At 74.1% G+C, this 23,544-nt stretch carries 15 protein-coding genes; 2 read left to right on the plus strand and 13 right to left on the minus strand.

All coding sequences use genetic code 11. From position 1 onward, the window contains the following. Nucleotides 1-83: 83 nt before the first annotated feature. From ACFV0O_RS02125 to ACFV0O_RS02135, 3 genes are read right to left on the minus strand one after another with little or no spacing between them, the layout of a single operon-like run. Nucleotides 84-518, minus strand: coding sequence for an NUDIX hydrolase (locus tag ACFV0O_RS02125; protein ID WP_380335066.1), 435 nt, complete (start codon nt 516-518; stop codon nt 84-86). After that, the gene (locus ACFV0O_RS02130; RefSeq protein WP_380335068.1) at nt 515-1,768 is read right to left on the minus strand and encodes a DegT/DnrJ/EryC1/StrS family aminotransferase; all 1,254 of its coding nucleotides are present in this window, start codon (nt 1,766-1,768) and stop codon (nt 515-517) included. The genes ACFV0O_RS02125 and ACFV0O_RS02130 overlap by 4 nt, the downstream gene beginning before the upstream one ends. Continuing rightward, nucleotides 1,765-2,757, minus strand: coding sequence for a Gfo/Idh/MocA family protein (locus ACFV0O_RS02135; RefSeq protein ID WP_380335071.1), 993 nt, complete (start codon nt 2,755-2,757; stop codon nt 1,765-1,767). Before ACFV0O_RS02135 ends, ACFV0O_RS02130 begins: the two co-directional genes overlap by 4 nt. A gap of 155 nt (nt 2,758-2,912) precedes the next feature. Between ACFV0O_RS02135 and ACFV0O_RS02140 the strand changes: the two genes are divergently transcribed. Both ACFV0O_RS02140 and ACFV0O_RS02145 read left to right on the plus strand, forming a co-directional pair. After that, nucleotides 2,913-4,226: a helix-turn-helix transcriptional regulator gene (locus ACFV0O_RS02140; RefSeq protein ID WP_380335073.1), complete on the plus strand. Its 1,314-nt coding sequence runs from the start codon at nt 2,913-2,915 to the stop codon at nt 4,224-4,226. 318 nt (nt 4,227-4,544) lie between these two features. After that, the gene (locus ACFV0O_RS02145) at nt 4,545-4,757 is read left to right on the plus strand and encodes a hypothetical protein (protein ID WP_380335075.1); all 213 of its coding nucleotides are present in this window, start codon (nt 4,545-4,547) and stop codon (nt 4,755-4,757) included. A gap of 28 nt (nt 4,758-4,785) precedes the next feature. On the opposite strand, the gene ACFV0O_RS02150 is transcribed toward ACFV0O_RS02145, so the two are convergent. The 10 genes from ACFV0O_RS02150 to ACFV0O_RS02195 all read right to left on the minus strand — a co-directional run bounded on the left by ACFV0O_RS02150 (nt 4,786) and on the right by ACFV0O_RS02195 (nt 23,433). Then, complete coding sequence (locus ACFV0O_RS02150; RefSeq protein WP_380335078.1) at nt 4,786-5,760, minus strand: alpha/beta hydrolase; 975 nt, start codon at nt 5,758-5,760, stop codon at nt 4,786-4,788. A 192-nt stretch (nt 5,761-5,952) separates the two neighbouring features. Further along, a complete protein-coding gene (locus ACFV0O_RS02155; RefSeq protein ID WP_380335081.1) occupies nt 5,953-6,174 on the minus strand; it encodes a three-helix bundle dimerization domain-containing protein in 222 nt (73 codons plus the stop codon). Between the two features lie 85 nt (nt 6,175-6,259). Continuing rightward, nucleotides 6,260-6,598 carry a hypothetical protein gene (locus ACFV0O_RS02160; protein WP_380335085.1) on the minus strand — a complete coding sequence of 113 codons (339 nt, stop codon included), beginning with the start codon at nt 6,596-6,598 and terminating at the stop codon, nt 6,260-6,262. 369 nt (nt 6,599-6,967) lie between these two features. Beyond that, complete coding sequence (locus ACFV0O_RS02165) at nt 6,968-8,182, minus strand: saccharopine dehydrogenase family protein (protein ID WP_380335088.1); 1,215 nt, start codon at nt 8,180-8,182, stop codon at nt 6,968-6,970. Between the two features lie 524 nt (nt 8,183-8,706). After that, a complete protein-coding gene (locus ACFV0O_RS02170) occupies nt 8,707-9,966 on the minus strand; it encodes an MFS transporter (protein ID WP_380335091.1) in 1,260 nt (419 codons plus the stop codon). After that, a complete protein-coding gene (locus ACFV0O_RS02175; protein WP_380335095.1) occupies nt 9,963-11,192 on the minus strand; it encodes a cytochrome P450 in 1,230 nt (409 codons plus the stop codon). The genes ACFV0O_RS02170 and ACFV0O_RS02175 overlap by 4 nt, the downstream gene beginning before the upstream one ends. Next, complete coding sequence (locus tag ACFV0O_RS02180; RefSeq protein WP_380335098.1) at nt 11,189-11,959, minus strand: CatB-related O-acetyltransferase; 771 nt, start codon at nt 11,957-11,959, stop codon at nt 11,189-11,191. Before ACFV0O_RS02180 ends, ACFV0O_RS02175 begins: the two co-directional genes overlap by 4 nt. Further along, entirely contained in the window at nt 11,952-19,277 is a 7,326-nt protein-coding gene (locus ACFV0O_RS02185; protein ID WP_380335101.1) for an amino acid adenylation domain-containing protein, read from the minus strand. Before ACFV0O_RS02185 ends, ACFV0O_RS02180 begins: the two co-directional genes overlap by 8 nt. A gap of 36 nt (nt 19,278-19,313) precedes the next feature. Beyond that, on the minus strand, nt 19,314-19,508 hold the full coding sequence (locus tag ACFV0O_RS02190; RefSeq protein WP_360261177.1) for an MbtH family NRPS accessory protein: 195 nt from the start codon (nt 19,506-19,508) through the stop codon (nt 19,314-19,316). A gap of 139 nt (nt 19,509-19,647) precedes the next feature. Next, on the minus strand, nt 19,648-23,433 hold the full coding sequence (locus ACFV0O_RS02195; protein ID WP_380335104.1) for an amino acid adenylation domain-containing protein: 3,786 nt from the start codon (nt 23,431-23,433) through the stop codon (nt 19,648-19,650). Between the last annotated feature and the right edge of the window lie 111 nt (nt 23,434-23,544).

The following is a 23,544-nucleotide window of genomic DNA, read 5'->3' on the forward strand; positions in this document are numbered from 1 at the left end:
CCCCGCCGGAACCGTAAGTTAAGTGGCCCGATCCTCGATGGCTTCGAGGAGCGGGCCGCTCGGCAGAGCCTGACGGCTCTGACTCAGGAGGTGATCAGGCTGCGGACCGCATCGCTGACTTCGGGCAGGTTGCCGGGCTGGGCCCACTGGTGGGCGTCGTGCTCGGTCAGGACGATCGGCTCGGTCTTCTTCACGGTGACGGCGAAGTTGAACTGTCGGGTGGTGCCACCGCGGCTGTTCTCGTAGTCGAAGTGCCCGAGGTAGCCGGTGACCTGGTCGATGGTCAGGCCGGTCTCCTCGTTGGTCTCGCGGTGCAGGCCGTTCAGGATGCTCTCCCCGGCCTCGACCGTCCCGGAAGGGATCTCCCACAGGCCGCCCATGTAGTCGTCGGCGTTGCGGCGCACGAGCAGGACCCGCCCGTCGTGGTTGATCACGGCGGCGGCGACGAAGCCGGTGATGCCGGCGGCTGAGGCGTCGGCCGCCAAGCCGGCCACGAACTCGGGGGAGGTGACGGTCACAGCAGCTCCTTGTGATGGTCGCTGATCTTCATGGCCGCGCGGGCGTACTGCTCGGCCAGCTCCAGATCCTGCTCACGATGCCAGACCGGGAGCTTGATCGTGTGGGCATAGGCATGCTCGGCGACCGGGAAATCGCCCGGCTCGTACCGACGGTGGGAGTGCGGGTGACCGGGGAACAGCATGCTGGGCTGCTGGTACAGCGGCAGCTGATTCATCGGGCAGGTGGAACCGGGCCGGTCGAACTCGGTGGCCCCCTCGGCGATCAGCGCCTGGTGGAACCGCTCGATCGACAGGCCGCCGATCTCGTCCGGCCGGTAGGTGAGCGTCAACCCGTACCAGGACGGGATCACCTCGTCGGGCATCTCGGTGACCTCGAGGCCAGGTATCCGGGCCAGCCGGCGGGTGAGGTAGCGCGCGATCTCCGCGCGGCCGGCGAGGTAGCCGTCGAGGCGGGCGAGCTGGTCGTGGGCGATGGCGGCGGCGAGGGGGTGGATGCGGAGCTTGAGGCCGGCCCCGGTGACCGCGTACCGCGCGAGCGGATGGCCTTCCGGGATCTCGGTCTTGGCCCGCTTGTTGTAGTGCGCGAGCGTGATGATGCGGTGGTAGGTGTCGTCGTCGTCCGTGAGGACGAACCCGCCCTCGCCGCCGGACAGCGGCTTGGGGCCGTTGAGGGAGAAGGCCGAGGCGAGGCCGAAGGTGCCGACCTTGTGCCCGGCGATGCCGGCGCCGTGGGCGTGGGAGCCGTCCTCCAGCAGCGCCAGGTCGTGGGCGTTCGCCAGGGCGACGAGGTCGGTCATGTCGGCGGGCTTGCCCCACAGGTGGGTGACCATGATGGCCCGGGTGCTGGGCGTGATCAGCTCCTCGATCCGGTCGGGGTTGATGTTGCCGTCCGGCCGGGTCTCGCACAGCACGGGCACCGCGCGGAGGTGGAAGAGCGGGGAGGCGGTGGCGTGGAAGGTCCAGGCCGGGACGATGACCTCGTCGCCGGGCTTGATCCTCGCGGCCCAGTAGGTGGCGTGCAGGGCGGCCGTACCGGAGCTGGTGGTGACCGCGTGCCGGACGCCGAAGTACTCCTGCAGGCCGTTCTCCAGCTCGGCGACGATGCCGGACCGGCCGGGGATGGAGATTGACTCCTCCAGCTGAGCGGCGACCTTGGCGCGGGTGGTGTCGTCGATCGGCGGCCAGCTGAAGTGCGGGCCGCCGGTGGTGACGGCGGGCTTGCCGCCGAGGAGGGCGAGGGTTGAGGTCACAGCATCTCCTTCGGGTCGATGTAGCGCCCGGCTGCCTTGGACTCGTAGCAGGAGGCGATGAAGGCGGCGTGGGCGAGGTGCTGTTCGGGGCCGGAGGTGTTGGGGCGTTCGCCGTCCAGGACCCGGCAGAAGTAGTCGATCTGGGCGGTCGATGCGCTGGCGGGCGCGTGCGGCCGGGCGAGCTCCTCCACGACGGTGCCGTTGAGGTCGAGCCGCTGGAGGTGGCCCTTGGTCAGCAGCACCGAGCCGCGGGTGCCGACGACGTGCAGCTTCTCGGTCTTCGGGGCCGCCCAGCGTGAGAGCAGGACGGAGCCGTAGAGGTCGGATTCGTAGCCGAGCTGGATGACGGCAGTGTCCTCCGCGTCGTAGCCGGCCTCGGGCAGGGCTGAGGCCGAGAAGTCGGCGATGACGCGGCTGGGCAGGCCGAAGTACCACAACAGCAGGTCGATGAGGTGGTAGCCCATGTCGATGATGCAGCCGCCACCAGCCTGCTTGACGTCCCCGCGCCAGCCCGCTCCGGGGTCGTCGGTGTGGAAGGTGTACTGGCCGTCGATGAGGAACGGGGTGCCGATCTGGTCGAGGAACTGCACCACGCTGGTGTAGATCGGGTTGAACCGCCGCTGGAGGGTGACCATCAGCTCCACCTGCCCAGCCTGGCAGATCGCGGTGAGTTCGCGGGCCTCGGCGAGCGAGGTGGCGAACGGCTTCTCCTTGAGGACGTGCACGCCCCGGGCCGAGCACTCCTCGATCACGGCCCGGCCCGCGTGGTGCGGGACGGCGACGATCACGAAGTCCGGACAGACGGTGTCCAGCAGATCGGCGGGCCGGGTGAAAGCAGGTACCTGGAAGAATTTCTGACGCTCGCGCAGGATGTCGGGGCTGCTGTCGCAGATCGCGGCCAGTTCGGCCCTGCCGGAGCCGAGCAGGCCGGGTAGGTGGTCCTCACACGCTTGGTGGCCGAGACCGATGACCGCAGCGCGTCGCTTCATGGGCAGAGTCCTTCCGCTTCGTGAAGGAAGTTCTTCGGTGTGCCACGAGTACAGTCCAACTCGCCGTCCCCGAAAAGGCATTGTCTGTAGTCCCGGGGTTGTCCCGCCTTCGCCGGCAGTAGGCTCACAGTCACCGTCGATGATGGGATTGGCCCGTGGACGACCCGATCCGGCACCCCCTCGCCTACGCACGCGTTTTGCGCGGCTGGTCGCAGGGCGACCTTGTCGCCCGCCTCGACCGGACCGCCCGCCGCCACGGGCTCCTGTCCGGCGCCGACAAGGCGGCCGTCAGCAGGTGGGAGAACTGGCGCAAGACGCCGAACCTCGACTCCCAGCTCCTGATTGCCGAAGCTTTCGGTGTCAAGGTCTCGGAGATGGAGGCGTACGGCTGGCCCTACTGGCTGCCCGGACGCGACGAACCGCTGCCGCTGGGGTCCGCCTACACCGTTCAAGCCCTCCACGATGCACAGAGAGCTTCCATGGACCGACGCAGCTTCATGACCTACAGCGCTATCTCGCTGGCCGGCCTCGCCGCCCGGTGGGCCACGATCGAACCCGAACGCCTCACGTCGGCCCTCGGGGGCAAGCGGGTGGACGCCGAACTCGTGGACTGGCTGGAGGACACCAGCACGAAGCTGACGGCCCTGCCCACCGAACAGCGCCAGCACACGATCCGCCTGATGGACGCTCATCTGGCCACGGTGACCGAGCTGATCGAGGAAGGCCGCTACAGCGAGAACACCGGCCGCAGGCTGCACCTGCTGGCGGCCTCGCTGGCCACCACCTGCGGATGGCACCGCTTCGACCAGGGCCGGCATTGGGCGGCCGGGAAGCTGTGGGGTGCGGCCCTGCAGTCCGCACACGCCGCCGGCGACCGCGACCACGGCGCCGGGGTGCTCTCGGACTTCGCCTACCAGTCGAACTGGCTAGGCGAGCCGAAGGTCTCCGTGGACCAGCTCGGATACGCGCTGTCCGGCATCGAGCACCCCGCCGCCCGGTCCCTGCTGTTCCTCCGCCGGGCCAGGGCCCACGCCGCGCTTGGCGACCACTCCGCCTGCTACCGCGACCTGTCCGAGGCCGAATCCGCTCTCGCCGTCGAGGCCGCCGACCCCGCACCCGACTGGTGCGCGTGGATGAGCCCGGCCGACCTCGCCGTGGACTCCGGCCAGTGCCTCCTGGACCTCGGCCGAACCGACGAGGCCCATGCGCGGATTGCCGAGGGCATGACCCTGCTGCCCCGCGCCAGGGACAAGACACGCGGCATCTTCCTGACCTACCAGGCCAAGGGCTACCTCCAAGCCAACGACGTCGAGCAAGCGCTCGCCGTCACCAGCGAGTCGCTCGACCTGGCCACCCGCATCGGCGCCCCGCGGTGCGTTGCCCTGGTCCGGGAGCTCGCGCCGGCTTTCAAGCCTTACCGCCAGGTCGACGGAGTCCCGGAGTTCCTGGAGCGGTTGAAGGCCGGCTGAGCACACCAGCTGGGGAACACCGATCGCGGAGTCGCTGCTGGGCCGGTCGGAGCCACTGCAGCACTGCGGCCAGACCTCCGGTACCGCCTGCCAACTGCTGCAGACCGACCTCGGAGGTGCGTCAGACCGCCTCTGCGGGCAAAGGGGTCCGGTAACCTCGGCTTCGTCCTCTGCGGGGCCGGACCTGAGGCGGCCTGGTGTCTTCATGGCCGAACTTCTGTCTGCCGGAAGAACGTTGGTGTTGCTGGGGAGCCGGGGGTCGGGAAGACCGCGCTGTCGGCCGAGGCAACCCGGCCCGGCGAGTCCGCCGGGATTCGGGTGCTGCGCCGCGCGGGTGCGCGGTACCGGAGGCAGCTCGGCTACGGTGCGCTGCGGCAGTTGGTGACGTCGACGCCCGAGTGCCTGGCGACAGCCGGGAGTTCGCCGGACCTCGCCGTCGCGCTCCGGTCGGAGTCGGGGGGAGAGGCGCCCGACGGGACGGAGCTGGCCGGGCACGGCTTCGACGCCGTGCCCGACTCGGCCGCTGGCTGAAGGGTCAGGACCTCGCTGCGCCGGGGATTCAGGTGGGCAGCGAGGAGAGCCAGCCGGTCAGCAGGCGGTTGACCTCGGTGGGGCGCTCCTGCTGGATCCAGTGGCCGCAACCGTCGAGCAGGTGCGAGGAGACCAGGCCGGGCAGGGTGGTGGGGAACGCGTCGATCGCGTCGGACATCCACACGGTGGAGGCGTCCAGACTGCCGCCGGCGAAGAAGGACGGCTGGGTGATCGGGGCGCCGTCGAAGTCGGCGAGGTCCACCCAGTCCCGGTCCATGTTCCGGTAGCGGTTGAGTGCGCCGCTCAGGCCGGTTCGCTCGAACTCCCCGGCGTAGACGTCGAGATCGTCCTTGCCGAGCCACTGGGGCAGCCGGCCGGTCGGAAACCGGTCGCGCAGCGTCCCGCCCTTGGTCACGAAGTGCGGGTCCGCCTCGTGGGGCGCGGGCATGGTGTCGGCGGACAGCGCCGCGTAGAAGCCCGCGAGCCAGCCGCGCACATCCGGTTCGATCTCGGCCTCGGCCCGCCCGGGCTCCTGGAAGTAGGAAACGTAGAACTCCTGGTCCCCGCCCAGCTGTGCGAAGACCTCGCTGGGGCGCGGCCCGCCGCGCGGGGCGTACGGCACGCTGAGCAGCCCCACGGCCCGGAAGACGTCCGGACGCACCAGCGCGGAGTTCGCGGCGATCGTCGCTCCCCAGTCGTGCCCGACGATCACCGCCGACTGCTCGCCGAGGGCGTGCACCACTGCGGCGTTGTCCGCCACGAGTTCCAGCATCCGGTACGCGTCCACGTCCTCGGGCCTGGACGAGCGGCCGTAGCCCCGTACGTCGATCGCCACGGCCCGGTACCCGGCGGCGGCCAACGCCGGAAGCTGGTGGCGCCAGGAGTACGAGGACTCGGGGAAGCCGTGGACGAGGAGCACCAGCGGCCCGGTGCCCTGCTCCACCAGGTGGATCCGGCCCGCCGCCGTGGGGACCGACCGGTGCGTGAGATCGTGCTGCGACATGAACCCTCCAGAGCTGCTGACGTGCTGTGCGCGGGCCGCGGCCGGTGCCGGCCGGTGGCGCGATCGGGACTCCGGATCGATCCTGTCGCGCGTGCCGCGGGTGCCTCCACTCTTGTTGCTGTTTCGGCAAAGAGGTGGAGGGGATCGTCGCCTGCCGACTTCCCGCGCGGACTCCCTGCGGTGCGCAGGCGGTCAGCTCTCCGGGACGGGTCGGGTGTCCGATGGTGGCGGTGCGAGCAGGGCCCTGGCGCGGCGCTCCGTCAGGATCGGGACGAACGTCCGCACCTTGGCGTCGCGCAGTTCGTCGTAGGCGCCCACGACGAGAGCGTCCACGGTGGCCGGGTCAGCCTCGGGGTGGGCGGACTTGAGCCGGGCGGCGACCAGCCTCATCGCCTCCTCGTCCTCGGGTGACACCCAGGTCGCGGTCGCCCCGCCCGGTTGGGGGTGGCCGGGCGCGTCGTCGGGCGGCCGCGGTCGTCCGGGTGGCCCGTATTCCGGGTCATCGGTGGGCATGGCGCGGGCCTATCGGTGTGCGCCGGGACGCCGGCGCGGTGAGGGTCACCACGGCGACCTCGCTCCCGGGCCCCGCGGCCTCGTGGCAGGCCAGGGTGAGCAGGCCCGCGTCGGCCAGGTCTCGGAGGGCCTCCCGCAGGAGGCTCGGTTCGACGCGCAGGGCCACGGCCGCGGCCGTCACCGGAAACGTCGCCGTCCGGGCGAGGTGCTGCCGCGGGTCGGCGACGAGATCGACCAGGAGCCCGGCCGCGATCCGCCCGTTCGGAAGCTCCCTGGCCTGCCGGGCCCAGAGGGTCGCCCAGTCCTCGACTGCAACCGGTTGCACCGGCCCACGCCCCTTCGCATCCGCCGGCCTCGGGCCGACCCGCCGGTCCGCCCGACGGTCGGCCCCCGCATTCAGCATTCTCCGGCTGCCCGGACCGGACCGCCTGCCGGTAGCGGGTCCTGCGCGTGCCCTCGCCCGATTCTTGACCGAGAACAAGCGTCTGGCGGCCTGTACATGACACATATGGTCGAACGGTGGTGATCCTCGACCGGGCCCGGGTGGAGCACCTGCGCGACGTCCTCGCAGCCTGGCCGGGCACGGGCGAGCGGCAGCACCGCTCGCCCGCGGATCGTGCGGCAGGCCGCCGCCCCTGTCTCCGCACCCGGCGTGACCGTCGGCGGCGGCCCGCGGCGCCCCGTGCCGGGGGTGTTACCGGCCGGGGGCGGCCGTCGGCGGGGTGTCCAGGACCCGGAAGGAGATGCCGGCCGCGATCAGCCGGTCGATCAGCGGCCGGCCCATCGCCACCGCCGTGGTCAGCTGCCCCGCGGTGGGCGGCAGTTCGTCGTACGCCAGGCAGAGCGCCGACTCGGCCAGCATCTTCGCGGTCTCCTGGTAGCCGGGGTCGCCGCCGGACACCTCGGTGAGGACCGTGCGTCCGCCGCGTTCCCGTGCCACGAACCGGACGGCGAACCAGGACCGGGCCCGCTGCTCCGCGTTCGGCCCGTCGCCCGGCTTGCGCAGCCGTCCCAGGGCCCGGCGCAGCGCCGGCAGTTGGGCGGCGACGGCGAGCGCCGCGACCGCGGCGACGCCGCCGAGGGCGATCGGCAGCCGGCGCACCGCCGCGTAGTGCGCGTAGCCGAAGTCCCGGCCGTAGGCGTCCAGTGCGGCGGCCGAGCGGGACACCACCTGCGGGTCGATGGTGGGCATCGGTACGGCCCAGGCCCGGGCGGTCCGGGACCGGTGCGGCCGGCCGGCCGGGGTGCGGACCAGCCGTCCCGCCGGCCGGGGTTCCACCGCGCGGCGCTCCCGGGCGGCGCGGGCCATCGCCCGGGGGCGGGAGAAGGCCGTCATCGCCGAGGCGAAGGTGCCGCCGGAGATGGTGCCGCCGGCGCGGACGAAACCCTCGACGGAGATCCGGCCCGCCGGGCCGCCGCGGCGCAGCAGTTCCTCGACGGTGAACAGCACGCCGAGGTCGTGCGGCACCGAGTCGAAGCCGCAGGCGTGCACCAGGCGCGCGCCGGTGGCCACCGCCCGTTCGTGGTGCCGGAGGTACATCCGGTCGACGAACTCCGGCTCGCCGGTGAGGTCCACGTAGTCGGTGCCGCTGTCGGCGCAGGCCGCCACCAGCGGCTCGCCGTGCCGCAGGTACGGGCCGACGGTGGAGATCACCACCCGGGCGTCCGCGGCGACGGCGCGCAGCGCCTTCGCGTCCGCGGCGTCCGCGACCAGCAGGGGGAGGTCGGCGCAGCGCGGGTCGATCCGTGCCAGCCGCGCCCGGACGGCGGCGAGCCTGCCCTCGTCCCGGCCGGCGAGCGCCCAGCGGCAGTCCTCGGGCGCGGCCGTGGCCAGGTACTCGGCGGTGAGCCCGCCGGTGAACCCGGTGGCACCGAACAGGACGAGGTCGTACGGGCGGGGCTCGGCCATCAGCAGTCCCTACGTGCGGGTGATCGACTGCGCCACGCTAGGAGTCCGCCGGGGGGCTGTCAACGGGTTCGGCGGCTCCCGCCGCGCGGCCGGTGTGCGGTGCGTCGTGCCTGGTGCGCGACGTGGTCGAGGGGGCGCCGGGCGCCCCGCTGCTCCGGGGCGGGCGTGGTGGAGGTGCCCAACTCCGGGCGGCGGCGCGGGGTGTGCGGAACGGCCGGTTCCGGGTGGTTCGACGGACGGAGGGGAACGGCACAGTAGCGCTACGTCGATATGACAAGTACGCTGCGTGTCGCTGGTTGAACACCATGCGGGCCTGGGCGCCACTCCGTGGGGGGAGTCACGTCCAGGCCCGGTCGCCGGCCTTGGTCCCGGTTGGGCTCGTGGGGGAGCTTCAGCCGGGACCCTCGGCGGGCTGAGAGAGTTATGCCCGGTCGAACAGTGTTTCAGTCATGACAAGCCGTCAGGTTTTCTTCGGCGCCCGATTCTTCCCGCTCCGACTGCCGGGACGGGACCGGCCGGCGGTCTCAACGCCTGGCCGCAGGGCCGGAGTCGGCGGCGTCCCGGTCCGCCGGTCCGGTGGGCGCGGAGGTCACGAACGCCCGCTCGGTGAGTGCGACGGCGGGCCTCAGCAGCAGGACGGCGGCGCAGGCCGCGGTGACCGCCGCCATCACGACCAGCAGGGTCCGGTAGTCGAACCGGTCGATGAGGACCGTGCCGGCGGCGAGCGACAGCGACTGCGGGACCAGCACCAGCATCGTGCACATGGCGTTGACGCGGCCCTGGAGCCGGGGCGGCGTGTGCAGCTGCGCCGCGGACGACAGCACCACCATGATCCAGGTGATGGCGATCCCGTCCGCGACCTCGCCGGCGACCACGAACCCCAGGTGCGGCACGCAGTAGGTGAGCGCCGCGACCGTGAACGCGCCGATCCCGAGCCCGGCGGTGCGCGCCATGCCGACCCGCCGGATCAGGGCGGAGACCGTGAGTCCGCCGATCACCGCGCCGACGCCCTGGACGGCGTTGAGCGGGCCGAGCGCGGAGGGCGGCCGGCCCAGCCCCTCGTCCACGACCGCGAACATGACGGTCTGGCTCAGGCCGATGACGCAGAACGCGCAGGCCGCCGCGTAGCCGATCTGGGCCAGCACCGGTGTGGCGCCGATGTGCCGGATGCCGGCGAGGGCGCTGCGCCGGAACGGCTCGTGGGCGGGCTCCGCCCCGACCGACTCCTCGACCCGCAGGCCGACCAGCGCCAGGATCGCGGCCAGGAAGGTCAGGGAGTTGAGCACGGCGAGCGTTCCGGCGCCGGCGGCCGCGTAGACCGCCACGCCGACCAGCGGGGCGACGATGCGCAGCCCCTGACTGACGGTCTGGAGGAGGGCGTTGGCGCCGGTCAGCTGGTCGTCGGGGAGGAGGTCGCGGCGGATTCCGGCCGACGCGGCGCCGAGGACGCCGAAGGCCACGCCGTAGCAGACCGCCACCAGGTAGATCAGCCACAGCTGTTCGCGGCCGTGCACCGCGAGCAGGGACAGTACGGCCAGCGCCATGAGGGCGTTGGTGACCATGAGCAGCGGGCGCCGCCGCACCCGGTCGGCGAGGTGGCCGAAGAGCGGTGACAGCACCATGGGTGCGCCGAGGGCCGCCTCGACCCCGCCGGCGGCGGCGTTGCTGCCGGTGAGGTCCTTGGCCCAGATGCCCAGGGTGAGGAACAGGGCGCTGCTGCCGAAGCCGGAGAGCGCCTGGCCGATGAGCAGGCGGCGGAACCGGGGGTCCGCGAGCGGCTTCACCGCCGCTCCCGCCCGTCGCGCGGGTGCAGCAGGACCGGCGCGGACTCGTAGCCCCAGATCAGGTTGGAGTGCAGTCGGCGGGCCGGGCCGGCCGGTTCGGCGCCTTCGGCCCGGGCGAGCAGTTCGGTGAACAGGACACGGAGTTCGGTCCGGGCGAGGGCGCCGCCCAGGCAGAAGTGCGGGCCCACGCCGAAGGCGACGTGCGGGTTGGGCGTGCGCCGGACGTCGAAGCGCTCGGGCGCGTCGAAGACCGTCTCGTCCCGGTTCGCCGACGGCATCCACACCGCCACCGGGTCGCCGGCCCGGATCGGCTGCCCGGCGATCTCGGTGTCCCGGGCGGCGGTGCGCAGCACGTGCATCGCCGGGCTGGTGAAGCGCAGGATCTCGTCGACGACGCCGTCCATCCCCTCGGGGCCGGCGGCGGCGGTCCGCCACTGTCCGGGGTCGGCGGCGAAGGCGAGGAGTCCGCCGACGGTGGCGTGCCGGGTGGTCTCGTTGCCGCCCGAGATGAGGCCGTCGCAGTTGAGGAAGATCTCCTCGTCGGTGAGCGGCACGCCGTCGACGAGGCCGTTCACCATGGCGCTGATGACGTCGTCGCCCGGTTCGTCCCGGCGGAAGTCGACGAGGTCGGCGTAGTAGGCGAGCATGCCGGCGTGCGCTTCGAGCCGGGCGATCGGGTCGACCTCGGAGGCCCCGAAGGCGGCCCGGGTGGAGTTCAGCATGAACGCCCAGTCGCTCTTCGGCACGCCCAGCAGGTCGCAGATCACCGCCACCGGCAGGACGGCGGCGAAGTCGGTGAACTCGCGGGGTTCACCGGCGAGCAGCGGCTCCAGTTCCTCGCGCACGATCGTCCGCATGTTCTGTTCCAGGCGGGCGACGGTGCGGGGGGTGAACGCGGAGCTGATGACCCGTCGGATCCTGCCGTGCCGGGGCGCGTCGGTGACGATGAGCATCTTCCCGGCGGCCTCGGCGGTGGCGGTCGGGTTGTGGCCGATCCGCATGCCCTGGGCGGAGGTGAAGGTCGCGGTGTCCTTGAGCACCCGCTGGACGTCGGCGTGCCGGGTGACGGCCCAGAAGCCGCCGCCCGTCGGGGAGTCGTTCCAGTGGACGGGGTGGTCGCGGCGGAGCGCGGCCCACACCGACTCCGGGTCGCCGGCCCCGTACAGGGCCGGGTCCGCGAGGTCGACCGCCGGCGGGGCGGCGAGGCTTCCGGTCGGGTTCGTCATGACGCGCTTCCCTGGGTGGTGGCCGGCTCCGGGCCGAGCAGCCGCTCGGCCCGGGCGATGGACAGGATCTGTTCGGGCCGGCCGAGGACCAGCTCCGGGAGGTGCCGGGAGACGGCCGCCACCGGCCAGTCCCACCAGCGGGCCGTGAGCAGCCGTTCGACGTCCTCGGGGCCGTAGCGGGCGCGGATCACCCTCGCCGGGTTGCCGCCGACGATCCGGTACGGCTCCACGTCGGAGGCGACCAGCGCGCCGGCGCCGATGATGGCGCCGTCGCCGACGGTCACCCCGGGCATGATCGTGGCGCCGCGGCCGATCCAGACGTCGTTGCCGATCCGGGTGTCGCCCTTGCGGCCGGGCCCCCGGGCGATCAGGTCGTCGATCAGGCCGTCGCGCCAGTCTCCTTCGAAGCTGAAGAAGGGGTAGCCCGTCGGACCGTCGAAGACGTGGTTCGCGCCGGCCATCACGAAGGTCACGCCCGCGGCGATGGAGCAGTAGCGGCCGATGAACAGCCGTTCGCTGCCGAACGCGTAGCGGACCCGGGCCTCCTCGAAGCCGGCGGTGTCCTCGGAGGCGTCGTAGTAGGAGAAGTTCCCGGCGACGACCTTCCCGCCCGGTTCGAGGACCGGGCGGATGAAGACCAGGCGGTCGTCGCCGAGCGGGCGCGGATCGCGGGGGTCCGGGATGTCCAGGTCGGGGTCGACGTCCCGGTCGACGTCCTGCTCGGGGGCTTGGGCGGAGGCAGGGGCGGGGTCGCGGTGGTCAGCCACGGTCGGCCTCCGTTCCCGACGGCGCCGGGGTGCCCGGCAGGGCCGGCAGGGCGGTCAGGGCGGCCGTCACCAGCGGCCCCGACTGCTCCATCACGGCGGGCGTCATCATCGCGTCGTGGTCGGAGTCCACCACGTGGTGCTCCGCCGCGGTGAGGTACGGCTGCCAGGCCTGCGCCGCGGAGCCCCGCTCGGCGACGGTCTTGGCGGCGGCGATGCTCAGGACCCGCCCGTGGTAGCCGTCCGGGTGTGGCGGCCCGAGGAGGGCGGCGACGCCCTTGGCCGCGCGGACCAGGGCCCGGCTCTGGCGGGCGTCGAGGGCTTCGTCGGCGGACGGGCCCGCGATGACCTCGCCGGTCACCCAGGCGGCGAAGTCGCCGTCCAGCTCCTCCGGTGTCACCGGCCGCTCGTACGGCCAGGCGTCGTAGAGGACGACCAGGTCGACCGTCCGGCCGGAGGCCTCCAGCAGGCGGGCGACCTCGTAGGACAGCACCCCGCCCAGCGACCAGCCCATGACGACGTACGGGCCGTCCGGGTGGGTCGCGGTGATCAGGTCCGCGTAGCGCCGGGCCAGCGCGTCGAGCGACTCCACCGCCTTGAAGCGGCCGTGGCTCTCCGTCACCTGGATGCCGTAGACCGGCTGGTCCCGCTCCAGGTGCGGCAGGACGGAGCTGTAGCACCAGCTGAGGCCGCCGATGGGGTGGATGCAGAAGACCGGACGGCTGCTCGCCGCGCCGCGCCGCAGCTCGATGACGTTGGCGTACGGGTCGGTCGGGGCCTCGTCCAGCCGGGCCGCGAGGCCCGCGGCGGTGGGCGATTCGAACAGCGTCGCGATGCCGATCTCGGCGCCGAGCAGGGCGCGGATCCGGCCGGTCAGGCGGGTCGCCAGCAGCGAGTGACCGCCCAGTTCGAAGAACGAGTCGTCCGGGCCGACCCGCTCCAGCCCGAGCTCCTGCGCGAACAGCCGGACCAGGACGGCCACCCGCGGGTCGTCCGGGGCGTCGCCGCCGTCCGGGCCGGCCCCGGCGGGGCCGTTCGCCGCGGGGCCGTCGGCCGCGGGGGCGGGCAGGGCCTTGCGGTCCAGTTTCCCGCTGGGCGTCAGCGGCAGGCGGTCGATGACCACCACGTCGCCGGGGACCAGGTACTCCGGCAGGTGCTCGGCCGCGTACCGCCGCAGTGCGGCGGCGCGGTCCCGGTCCTGAGGAGCCTGCTGGGCCTGCGGGTCCTGGGCGTCCTGTGGGTCCTGGGCGTCCTGGGCGTCCTGACCGTCCGCCAGGACGGCGTAGGCCACCAGCCGGACGTCGCCCGGTCGGTCCTCGCGGGCGATCACCGCGGCGTGGGCGACCTCCGGGTGGCCGGTGAGCACCGCCTCGACCTCGCCGGGCTCGACGCGGAAGCCCCTGATCTTGATCTGCTCGTCCGTCCGGCCGAGGAAGACCAGCTCGCCGTCCGCGGTCCACCGCACCAGGTCGCCGGTGCGGTACAGCCTCCCGCCACCGGGCGTGCCGAAGGGGTCGGGCAGGAAGCGCTCGGCGGTCAGCGCGGGCCGGTTCAGGTAGCCGGTGGCCAGTCCGGCGCCCGCGAGGTACAGCTCCCCGGGCACGCCGGGCGGGACGGGGCGCTGCCGCGCGTCCAGCACGTACACCCGGGTGTTCGCCACCGGCCGGCCGATCGGGACGGCTTGCGGCACCCCGTCGACGGTACGCACGGTCGCGCACACCGTGGACTCGGTGGGGCCGTAGGCGTTGACCACCTTCGCGAAGTGGCGGGCCGCGTCGAGGACGGCGGGCGTGCAGGCCTCACCGGCGGTGATCAGCGTGACCCCGGCGACGTCCTCGTCGAACTCGGTGGCGAGGACCACGGCGGGCGGCAGGGTGGCGTGGGTGATGCCGTGGACGCGCAGGAAGTCGGCCAGGGCCGGGCCGGGGACCCGGTCGGACTCCGGGACGACGACCAGGCACCCGCCGGTCAGCAGCGCCATCCAGGTGTCCCAGACGGAGGCGTCGAAGCTCATCGAGGCGAACTGCAGCACCCTGCTGTCGCCGTCGACGCCGAGCGTCGCCGCCTGGGCGCTCACCATGCTGGGAATGCCGCGGTGGGAGACCACCACGCCCTTCGGCCGGCCGGTGGAGCCCGAGGTGTAGATGACGTACGCCGGGTGGGCGGGGAGCAGCGGTGCGGTGCGGTCCGCGTCGGCGGGCGCGGTGGCCGGCCGGTCCGCGACCGAGCGCCGCACGTCCTCGTCGTCCAGCGCCAGGACCGGGAGGCCGGGGCCGCCGGGCAGGGCGGCGGCGACCTCCCCGGTGCTGAGCACACAGGCCGGGGCCGCGTCGTCGAGCATGAACGCGACGCGGTCGGCGGGGTAGGACGGGTCGACCGGGAGGTAGGCCGCCCCGGCCTTCAGGACCGCGAGCAGGGCCACCACGACCTGCTCCGAGCGCGGCAGGGCGAGGGCCACCAGCCGGCCCGGCCCGATGCCGCGGGCGATCAGCTCGTGCGCCAGCCGGTTGGCGCGGGCGTCGAGTTCGGCGTACGTCAGCTCGGTGTCCAGGTACCGCACCGCCGGGGCGGCGGGGGTGTGCGCGGCGCGGGCGGCGAACAGCTCGGGCACCGTGCCCGCCGGCACCTCGGTGGCGGTGTCGTTCCAGTCCCGCAGGACCCGCTGCCGCTCCCGGGTGCTCAGCAGCTCCACCTCGCCGACCCGGCGGCCCGGGTCGGCGGCCATCGCCTCCAGCACCAGCACCAGCCGGTCGGCGATGCCCTCGACGGTGGCGTGGTCGAACAGGTCGGCGTCGTACCCGATCGCGGCGACCAGGCCGGTGGCCGGTCCGGCCGCATGGTCGGCGCCCGGGCGTTCGCCGAACACGAAGGACAGGTCGAAGGCGGAGATCCCCATGCTCAGGTCGAGCGGGGCGACCGCCAGCCCCGGGAGGGCGAGCTCCGCGCTGATGCTGTTCAGCATGGAGACGCTCACCTGGAACAGCGGGTTGGCGCCGGGGACCCGGGCCGGGTTGAGCGCCTCGACCAGGGTCTCGAACGGGACGTCCTGGTGGGCGTAGGCGCCGAGGTCGGTCTCCCGGACCCGGCCGAGGAGTTCGGTGAAGGTCGGGTCGCCCGAGAGGTCGGTGCGCAGCACCAGGGTGCTGGCGAAGAAGCCGACGAGGCCGTCCAGCACGGCGTCGGCGCGCCCGGAGGTGGCCGTGCCCAGCGGGATGTCGGGCCCGGCGCCGGAGCGGGACAGCACCACGCCCACCGCGGCCTGCAGCGCCATGAACACGGTGCAGTCGTGGGCCCGCGCGACGGCCGTCAGGGCGGCGTGCAGGGCCGGCCCGACCTCGATCGCGACCTCCCCGCCGCGCAGGCTGACGGTGCCCGAGCGCGGCCGGTCGAAGGGCAGCGCGAGCTGGTCGGGAATGCCGGCCAGCGCCCGGCGCCAGTACTCGGTCTGCTGGGAGAGCCGGCTCGCCGGGTCGTCCTCGGCGCCGAGCAGGTCCCGCTGCCAGAGCGTGAAGTCGGCGTACTGGACGGGCAGTGGCGGCCGGGCCGGCGCGGTGCCGGTGCGGCGCGCCGCGTAGGCCTCGGCGAGGTCGTCGAGCAGCGGTTCCAGGGACCAGCCGTCGCAGGCCACGTGGTGGACGACCAGCAGGAGGACGTGCTCGTCCGGGGCGAGGCGGAACAGTCGGGCGCGCAGGGCGGGTTCGGTGGTGAGCCGGAAGACCCTCCGGCTCTCCTCGGCGAGTTCGGCGTCCAGCGCGTCCGGCGTGGTGTCGGTGACGGTCAGTTCCGTCCGGGCGTCCCGGCCGGTCAGCACCTGCTGCCAGGGCCGGCCGTCCTCGGTGGGCAGGACGGTGCGCAGCGACTCGTGCCGGTCGACGACGTCGGCCAGGGCGGCGGTGAGCGCCCCGACGTCCAGGGCGCCGGAGAGGCGGGCCGCGTACGGGATGTTGTAGGCCGCCCCGCCGTCGAGCTCGTTGAGGAACCACAGGCGGCGCTGGGCGAAGGACAGCGGCAGGCGGTCCGGGCGGGCGGTGGGGCGCACGGCCGGGCGGGCCTGCTGCCCGAGGTCGACGAGCGCGGCCAGGCCGGCCGGGGTCGCGGCCTCGAACACGGCCCGGATGGACAGTTCCACGCCGAGGGCGGAGCGGATCCGGTCGACCAGCCGGATGACCAGCAGCGAGTGCCCGCCGAGTTCGAAGAAGGCGTCCTCGACGCCGACCCGGTCGACCTCCAGGACCTCGGCGAACAGGGCGCACAGGGCGGCTTCGGTGGCGTTCGCGGGCTCCCGGCCGGCGGAGCGGGCGGAGAGTTCCGGCGCGGGCAGGGCGGCGCGGTCGACCTTGCCGTTGCGGGTCAGCGGCAGGGCGTCCAGGACCACGACGGCGGCGGGGACCATGTGGGCGGGCAGGTGGCGGGCGGCGAAGTCGCGCAGGTCGTGGGTGGCCGCGCCGTCGGGGCAGGCCGCGTAGGCGACGAGCCGGAGGTCGCCGGGGGCGGACTCGTGGACGACCACGGTGACGCCCTGGACGGACGGGTGCCGGGCGATCGCGGCCTCGACCTCGCCGAGTTCGATCCGGAAGCCGCGGATCTTGACCTGGTCGTCGGTGCGGCCGCAGTACTCCAGTTCACCGGCGGCGTTCCAGCGGCCGAGGTCGCCGGTGCGGTAGAGCCGGCCGCCGGGCTCGGCGCCGAACGGGTCCGGGAGGTAGCGCTCGGCGGTCAGCGCGGGGCGGGCGAGGTAGCCGCGGGCCACGCCGGGACCGCCGACGTGGATCTCGCCGACGACCCCGGTGGGCGACGGCTCGCCGCGGGCGTCCAGGACGACCAGCCGCCAGCCCGGGATGGTCCCGTCGATGGGGGAGACGTTGCCCCCGGTTGCGCTGCCGGTGGCGGTCGCGGCTTCCACACCGGGCATCACCCGCCAGGTCGTGAGCACCGTGTTCTCGGTGGCGCCGTAGGCGTTCACCAGCCGGGTGGTGTCCGCGGGGTACCGGCGCTGCCACTTGCCGACGGTCGCGAGGTCGAGCGCCTCGCCGCCGAGCACGACCATCCGCAGCCGCAGCGCGTCCAGCGGGTGCCGTTCCTCCCGGGCCACGAACTGCCGGAAGGCGGACGGCGTCTGGCTCAGGACGGTGACCCCTTCGCGGGCCAGCAGCGCGTGCAGCGCGTCCGGGTCCATCCCCGCCTCGCGGGGGACGACGACCAGGCGGCCGCCGAAGGCCAGCGGGCCCCAGATCTCCCAGACCGAGAAGTCGAAGGCGAGCGAGTGGAACAGCGTCCACACGTCGGTGTCCGAGGCGTCCGAGAGGAGCTGCGTGGAGGCCAGGAGCACGGCGAGGTTGCCGTGGGTGACCTCGACGCCCTTCGGCCGGCCGGTGGAGCCCGAGGTGTAGATGACGTAGGCGAGTTCGGCGGGCCCGGGCAGCACCGGCGCCGGAACGGCGGCGTCGGTCGTCCGGGTGACGTCGAGGGTGCGCCACGGCCCGTCCGGGACGCGGTCGCGGGCCCCGGGGTCGGTCAGGACGATCGGGACCCGGGCGTCGCCGAGGATGAACTCCAGGCGGGCCGGCGGGTAGTCGGGGTCGACGGGGACGTAGGCGGCGCCGAGCCGCAGCACGCCGAGCACGGCGGCGACCAGGTCGACGGAGCGGCCGAGGCAGAGCCCGACGCGGTCGCCGCGCCGGACGCCGGCCTCGGCCAGCAGGGCCGCGATCCGGCCGGCGCGCTCGTCGAGCTGCCGGTAGGTCAGCCGGGTGCCGATGCCGTCGCTGACGGCGACGCGGTCGCCGGCCGCCGCGACCTGCGCCGCGAAGCGCTCGACCGCCGACGGCCGCACCTCGGGCAGCACGCCCTCGGGCCCGTTGCCCAGGTCGAGCAGCCACTGCCGCTCGGCCGCGTCCATCACCGGGAGTTCGCCGACCGGCCGCGCCGGCTCGGCCAGCGCCCCGGCGAGCAGCAGCTGCCAGCGGCGGGCCAGGGCCTCGACCGTGGCCCGGTCGAACAGGTCCTCGGCGTACTCCAGCACGCCGCTCAGGCCGGCCGGCTGCCCGTCCGCACGGTGTTCGGTGAGGCCGAGGCTGAGGTCGAACTTGGCCGCTCCGGCGCCGAACGGCTCCTCGGTGACCGTCAGGCCGGGCAGGACCAGGCCGCCGTCCCCGTCCGCCTCCAGCGAGAAGCTCACCTGGAAGAGGGGGTTGCCGGTCGCCGTACGGACGGGGTTGACGGCCTCGACCACCCGGTCGAAGGGGACGTCCTGGTGGGCGAAGGCCGTCAGGGCCGTACGCCGCACCCGCTTCAGGAGCTCGGCGAAGCTCGGGTCGCCCGAGCAGTCGACCCGGAACACCAGGGTGTTGACGAAGAACCCGACGAGTTCCTGCAGGTCCTCGTCGGTACGGCCGTCCACCGGCGCGCCGATCGGGATGTCGGTGCCCGCCCCCAGCCGGTTCAGCAGCGCCGCGAACGCCGTCTGCAGTGCCACGAACGGTGTGACCCGGTGCTCGCGGGCCAGCCGCGCCAGCGCCCGGTGCGTGTCGGCGTCGACCTCGAAGCGCACCGTCCCGGCCGGCGAGGGGCCGGCCGTCGGCGGCCGCGGCCGGTCCCGGGGGAGCGTCAGCTCCTGCGGGGAGCCGCGCAACTCCTCCCGCCAGTGATCGAGTTGCCGGGACAGGAGGCTCTGCGGGTCGTCCTCGGAGCCGAGCGCCGCGCGCTGGCGCACCGCGTGCTCCGGGTACTCCAGGGGCAGCGCGGGCCAGACCGGCCCGGCGCCGGCCAGACGCGCGGCGTAGGCCGTGCCGAGGTCGCGCTCCACGAGGCCGAGGGACCAGCCGTCCGCGGCGATGTGGTGGACCACCAGGACCAGCACGTGTTCCGTCGGACCGGTAGCGAACAGCCGTGCCAGCACCGGGAGTTCGGAGGTCAGGTCGAACTCGTGGCGGCAGGCCAGGTCGACCAGCCCCGGCACCTCGTCGGCGGCGCACTCGGCGGACTCCACCGTGAACCGCCCGGCGACGTCGCCGGCCGCCACGACCTCCTGCCACGGCTCGCCGGCGACCTCCGGGAACACCGTCCGCAGCGCCGCGTGGCGGCGGACGACGTCGCCGAGCGCCGCGGTGAGCGCCGTCCGGTCCAGGGGGCCGGAGATCCGGACCACCCGGGGCATGTTGTACCCGGCCCGGAACTCCCCGAGCCTGGAAAGGAACCACAGCCGCTGCTGTGCCAGGGACAGCGGCAGCCGGCCGGCACCCGCCGCGGCGGGTGTGTGCGGCGAGCGGGGTGCCGGGACGGGAGCCGACCCGTCTCCCCGGGCGTCCAGACCGTGTGACATCAGATGTACCTCCAACTCCGTCCCGAACGATGGTGACTAGGCGCTGCGCAGGCTCTTGGGCCGCATGTCGGTCCAGTTGCGCTCGATCCACTCCAGGCAGTCCGCCTTCTTGCCGCGGGCCCCGGCGTCCAGCCAGCCGGGCGGGTTCTCCCGCTCCTGGGGCCAGATCGAGTACTGCTCCTCGTCGTTCACCACGACCTTGTAGTCCAGGTCGAGTTCGTCGTCGGACATGGCAACCTCCACAGCGAAACGGGATGGGATGACGGGGTGGTGCGGGTCCTGCGGGTCCTGCGGGTCCTGCGGGTGCTACGGGTTCTGTGCGTCCTGCGGCTTCCGCGCGCCTCCGCGGTTTCGCGGGGCCCGGCGGCCGTCAGGCGGACAGGTGGCGCGCGAGTTCCGCGACCGTGGGGTTGAGCTGGACGTCGACCGGCCTGAGCTGGACGCCGAACTCGCGCTTGATCCGGAAGGCGATCTGCACGGCCCGGATGGAGTCGCCGCCGAGGTCGAAGAAGTCGTCCTCCGCGCCGACGTGCTCCACCGAAAGGACCTCCGCCCACAGGCGGGCCAGGCCCTCCTCCAGCGGGGTGTGCGGCGCCACGCGCCCGGCCGGGTCGGGGGCGGAGCGCACGGGTGCGGGCAGCGCGGCGCGGTCCACCTTGCCGCTCGGCGAGAGCGGCAGCGCGTCCAGCACCACCACCGCCGAGGGCACCATGTACGCCGGCAGCCGGCGGCCCAGCCAGGCACGCACCTCGTCGGCCGAGAGCGTGCCGGATGCGGCCGGTACCGTGCCGGACGGGGCCGCGCCGGACGCGGCCGGGACGACGTAGCCGACCAGCCGGCGCTCCGCGCCCTCGCCGAGCGCGGTGGCGGCGCCGGCCGCGACCCCGGGGTGTGCCCGCAGGTGCGACTCGACCTCGCCGAGTTCGATCCGCAGGCCGCGGATCTTCACCTGGTCGTCGGTGCGGCCCAGGTACTCGAGTTCGCCGCCGGCCGTCCACCGGGCCACGTCGCCGGTCCGGTACAGGCGTGCCCCGGGCACGTCGCCGGACGGGTCGGGGACGAAGCGCTCGGCGGTCAGTCCCGGCCGCCCCAGGTACCCGCGGGCCACACCGGCGCCGCCGATGCAGAGCTCCCCGCGTGCCCCGGGCGGCACCGGCCGTCCCGTCCCGTCCAGGACGTGGGCGACGGCGCCGGGCACGGCCCGGCCGATCAGGACGTCGCCGTCCGTGGCGCAGCGGTGGGCCGTCGCGTAGACGGTGGCCTCGGTCGGGCCGTAGGCGTTGACCAGTTCGGCCACCGCGGCCCAGCGCGCGGCGAGCGGCGCCGGGAGCGCCTCGCCCGCGACGACGACCCGGCGCAGCGCGGGCAGGTCGGCGGGTTCCAGACCGGCCAGGACGCTCGGCGGCATCGAGACGACGGTCGGCCGGTGCGCGCGGATCGCCGCGACCAGTCCCTCGCCGACGCGGTCGGCCCCGCCGGGGGAGACGACGAAGGTGGCGCCGGTGGTCAGGGCGGACACCAGGTCCGCGACCGACACGTCGAAGCTCAGCGACGCGAACTGGAGCAGCCGGTCGTCGGGGCGCAGGGCCATGACCTCGTCCGCGACGGCCACCAGGTTGTCCAGCGACCGCCACTCGACCTCGACCCCCTTGGGGGTGCCGGTGGAGCCCGAGGTGTAGATGACGTAGGCGAGTTCGGCGGCCTCCGGGCGGACGGCCCCGGTGTGGACGGCCTCCGTCGCCCCGGTGGTGTCGAGGGTGCGCCAGGGGCCCGCGGGGACGCGGTCGGTGCTGCCGGGGTCGGTGAGGACGAGCGGGACGTCCGCGTCCTTGAGGACGAACTCGATCCGGCTCGCCGGGTAGTCGGGGTCGACGGGGACGTAGGCGGCGCCCAGGCGCCAGACGGCGAGGACGGCGGCGACCAGGTCGACGGAGCGGCCGAGGCAGAGCCCGGCGCGGTCGCCGCGGCCCACTCCGGCCCCGGCGAGCAGGGCGGCGAGCCGGGCGGCGCGCTCGTCGAGTGCGCGGTAGGTCAGCCGTCCGCCGGTCGCGTCGGCGACGGCGACGGCGTCACCGTTCGACGCGACCTGTGCCGCGAACCGCTCCAGGACGCCCTGCGGGGCGACGGCCCCGGTGCGCGGACCGGCCGGGGCCGGCACCGCACCGGCGGGTGTGCTTCCCGGCCCGGCGGGCGTGCGCGCCACCTCGACGAACTCGCCTTTCGGATCGGGGAGTTCGCCGTCCGGGTCGGTGACCAGGGCTTCGACGGCCCGGACGTGCTGCTCGGCGATCTCCTCGATCCGGGCCGGGGTCAGCCGGTGGGCGTCGTAGTCGATGCAGAGCTGCAGGCCGTCCGTCAGCGGGTTGCGGAAGAACGTGACGGTGAGCGGGACGTCGGCCGGCTCCACCCGGCGGCTGGCGGTCAGCTCGCCCAGGCCGCTGAGCAGGTCCGCGTGCTCGCCGCCGCCCATGGTGTCGCGCATGACGTGGAAGTTGTTGAAGGTGAAGTTCGTCGTGAACAGGTCGCGTCCGCCGGCGAGTTGCCGGATCCGGGCGAGCGGCATCCGGCGGTGCGGCAGGATCCGGGCCTCCGCCTCGAAGACGCGGCGGACCAGGTCGGAGCGGCGTCCGCCGCCCACCGCGAGCCGGAACGGGACGGTGTTGAGGAACAGCCCGCGGGCCTCCGTCCCGCCGGTCTCCTCCAGCCGGCCGTTGAGCGTGACCCCGCAGCAGACGTCGTCGAGACCGGTCTGCGCCGCGATCACCTGGAGGTGCGCCGCGAGCAGGACGGTCTTCTCGGGGACGCCGAGGCGCTTGGCGAGCGCCCCGACCCGCGGGCCGAGGCCCGCCGGCAGGTGCGCGTCGCGCCAGCCGTAGCCGTCGACCACGCCGCTGGCGCCGTCGCCGCGCAGGGCCTGTCCGGCGGGCCGGGGCGGCTGCCCGGTGGGTGCCGGGAGCTGCGGCAGGGTGTGTCCGGCGAGGGTCTCGGACCAGAACCGCCGGGCCTCGGGCGAGGCCGACGCGCGCTGCTCCAGGGCGACGAAGTCGCGGTAGACCGAGGCCGGGGGCGGGAGTTGCGCCAGGCCCCGGCCGTCCAGGAGGCGGGTGTAGTGCAGCAGGATCTCGGTGATCGTCGACCACAGGCTCCAGCCGTCGAGGATGGAGTGGTGCTCGACCAGCGTCCACTGGAAGCTGTCGTCGCCGAGCACCTGGACGGCGAGGCGCAGCATCGGCGGCTGCTCCACGTCGAACGGGCGGCGCTCCCGCTCCATCAGCTCGTCGACGGCCCGGTCCTGCTCCGCCGGTGCCAGCGCCCGCAGGTCCTCGACCAGGAGGGGCACCTCGGCCTCGCGGTGGACGAGTTGCAGCGGCTCGTCGTAGTTCGCCAGGTCGAATCCGGTCCGCAGGACGGGGTGCCGGGCGACCACGGCCCGGACGGCGCGGCGGAACGCCTCCTCGTCGAAGCGGTACGGCAGGCGGTAGCTCGCCGCGTTGACGTAGGGCAGCACCCGGGGGTCGGACGCCATGTGGTAGATCATCCCGACCTGGAGCGCCGTCATGGGGTAGGCGTCGTCGAGGCCGGCTCCGGGGCCGTCGGCGATCCGGGCCCGGTCGGCTGCGGAGAGCAGCTCGAAGGGCTCGGTGCGCGCGCGGTCGGCGGCCGTGTCGGCGGCGGCCGCGAGGTCGGCGAGGGTGCGGTGCCGGTAGATCTGGGCGACGGCGATGCCCAGGCCGCGCCCGCGGGCGAGCGCGGCGACCTGCACGGCGCGGATGGAGTCGCCGCCGAGGTCGAAGAAGCCGTCGTTCGCGCCGACCTTCTCGACCTGGAGGATCTCGGCCCAGATTTCGGCGAGGGCCTCCTCGGCGGGGGTGCCGGGTGCCACGAAGGCGGCGGCGTCGCCGGAGAACTCCGGTGCGGGCAGGGCGGCGTGGTCGACCTTGCCGTTGCGGGTCAGGGGCAGGGCGTCGAGGACGACGACCGCGGCGGGGACCATGTGGGCGGGCAGGTGGCCGGCGGCGAAGTCGCGCAGGTCGCGGGCGTCCGTGCCGTCGGGGCAGGCCGCGTAGGCGACGAGCCGGCGGTCGCCGGGGGCGGACCCGTGGACGAGCGCGGTGACGCCCCGGACGGACGGGTGGCGGCCGATCGCGGCCGCCACATCGCCGAGTTCGATCCGGAAACCGCGGATCTTGTCCGGGTCGGGGGTGCGGCCCCACTAATCCAGCCGACCGGCGGGGGTGCCGCCGGCGAGGTCGCCGCAGCGGTACAG

It is taken from the genome of Kitasatospora sp. NPDC059577 (genome assembly GCF_042735475.1).
In the GTDB taxonomy this organism is placed as follows: Bacteria; Actinomycetota; Actinomycetes; order Streptomycetales; family Streptomycetaceae; genus Kitasatospora.

What these genes read in the sequence shown, in the direction of transcription:
- ACFV0O_RS02135 (WP_380335071.1), bottom strand. Translation starts at nt 2,757, where the DNA reads ATGAAGCGACGCGCTGCGGTCATCGGTCTCGGCCACCAAGCGTGTGAG.
- ACFV0O_RS02150 (WP_380335078.1), bottom strand. Translation starts at nt 5,760, where the DNA reads ATGTCGCAGCACGATCTCACGCACCGGTCGGTCCCCACGGCGGCGGGC.
- ACFV0O_RS02165 (WP_380335088.1), bottom strand. Translation starts at nt 8,182, where the DNA reads ATGGCCGAGCCCCGCCCGTACGACCTCGTCCTGTTCGGTGCCACCGGG.
- ACFV0O_RS02175 (WP_380335095.1), bottom strand. Translation starts at nt 11,192, where the DNA reads ATGACGAACCCGACCGGAAGCCTCGCCGCCCCGCCGGCGGTCGACCTC.
- ACFV0O_RS02185 (WP_380335101.1), bottom strand. Translation starts at nt 19,277, where the DNA reads ATGTCACACGGTCTGGACGCCCGGGGAGACGGGTCGGCTCCCGTCCCG.
- ACFV0O_RS02190 (WP_360261177.1), bottom strand. Translation starts at nt 19,508, where the DNA reads ATGTCCGACGACGAACTCGACCTGGACTACAAGGTCGTGGTGAACGAC.